The sequence below is a fragment of the Stutzerimonas sp. LR2 genome, from assembly GCF_055755175.1.
On the sequence record NZ_JBVTRR010000026.1, the window covers coordinates 1 to 1,329 of the forward strand.

3 protein-coding genes and 1 pseudogene are annotated in these 1,329 nt (G+C 51.1%); all 4 read right to left on the bottom strand.

Annotated elements, in window-relative coordinates:
* Window positions 1-240, bottom strand: a pseudogene (locus ACVRRC_RS21735) (hypothetical protein); the annotation flags it as partial.
* A gap of 43 nt (window positions 241-283) precedes the next feature.
* Window positions 284-511, bottom strand: coding sequence for a hypothetical protein (locus ACVRRC_RS21740; RefSeq protein ID WP_472533511.1), 228 nt, complete (start codon window positions 509-511; stop codon window positions 284-286).
* A gap of 23 nt (window positions 512-534) precedes the next feature.
* A complete protein-coding gene (locus ACVRRC_RS21745) occupies window positions 535-768 on the bottom strand; it encodes a hypothetical protein (protein ID WP_472533510.1) in 234 nt (77 codons plus the stop codon).
* 166 nt (window positions 769-934) lie between these two features.
* Window positions 935-1,329, bottom strand: a 395-nt coding sequence (locus tag ACVRRC_RS21750; RefSeq protein ID WP_472997541.1) for a hypothetical protein, incomplete at its 5' end; no start/stop codon positions are given.

Here is a 1,329-nt window from a genome sequence, read left to right on the forward strand (position 1 = left end):
AGGATCCCTGACGAGCAAGGAGCCATCGGCACCAACCGTATATTCGAAACCGGCCTCGGCAATTGCCAAGCGGTAGGTGGATGCCACCAGCATTAACAGTGCATCAAAGACACCAGAGGCAAGCGCTTTCTTGGCCGCGTTAATTCGTGCGGCAGTTCCGGCATTGGGTTCGATTTGCTGAATACGCTTGGCATCTTCAAGCAGCATTGCGATCAGTTGCTTCAGTTCGTTCTCGCTCATTGCGGTATATCCCAGTAAGGGCACCTCAGTCGGTGCCAGTCAGTTATTCAGGTTTGAAGTCCGAAGGGACGACAACACGGAAGAAGTTGAAGTCCTGCACAGTCGCTTTGCGCATATCATCCGATGGTGTGATCAGCTGCGGCTCCATAGACAGGCAAGCGCCCAATTGCGGTTTGCTTGCCAGAACACCCAAGATGTTTGGTTGCTCAGGGAAGGTATAACCAAAGGTGTGCCCGTTCTTGACCCAATACGTTCCGTTGATAGCGCTCATGGCTTTATCCTTTCGCTGGTGGGTTAGTGAGTCAGATAATGGTTGATGGCACGCTCAACGAACGAGACTGGAAGACCGCAGCCTTGAGCCAGGCGCTGGGTATTAGAACGAACCAGCTCACGCTCATACCCGAAGCTGCTGCTGTAGTGATACCACAGCGTGCGACCTTTTTTGAAAAGGTCAGATTCGCTGGCGATACGCATGAATTGGGCCGGAGCCTGATTCGGACGTTTTGTGATTTGATTAGTAGTGCTCATGGCATTGACCTCGATTAATATTATTCGTTTTGTTTACTGCTCTTGAAAACAGTATCACCCACGGTTAACCGCTGACGAAGCGAATCGAAGAAAAAAAGATATTTTTTTGAGAGGGGAGGGCGGAACAGAATGGGGGAGTTCCCCCCCCCGCAGTTAAGAAGTCATATTACCGTTCGGAAATGCTGGTGGCATTTTGCATGCCGGAGAGTTTCACCCAGGCCATAACCTGATCTTTGTCCAGTTGACCGTTTAAGGTGATATAGGCCGGAGCTGAAACTACCAGCGTATTACCGATCGAGAAATGGACATTCACTTCAACGCTGGACGCCCAAGGCAGTGCAAACCAGAACACAGCATCGAATGGGGAATGGATAGTGATGCCATGAATCAGTTTCACTTCCCAACGAACGCCATAGTTGTCACGGATACCGCGATAGAGATTGCCGCGATCGCAAGCCCAATCATCGCCGTTCTCGTCACGCCAGATTATCAGTTTGTCATCTGCGGCCTTAACGTTGGCCCCATACCGGGATAGCAGATTCAGGACAGCAGCCGGATCGG

Bases quoted from the DNA above. Each gene is read 5' to 3' on its own strand.
- ACVRRC_RS21745 (WP_472533510.1), bottom strand. From the start codon at position 768: ATGAGCACTACTAATCAAATCACAAAACGTCCGAATCAGGCTCCGGCC.
- ACVRRC_RS21740 (WP_472533511.1), bottom strand. From the start codon at position 511: ATGAGCGCTATCAACGGAACGTATTGGGTCAAGAACGGGCACACCTTT.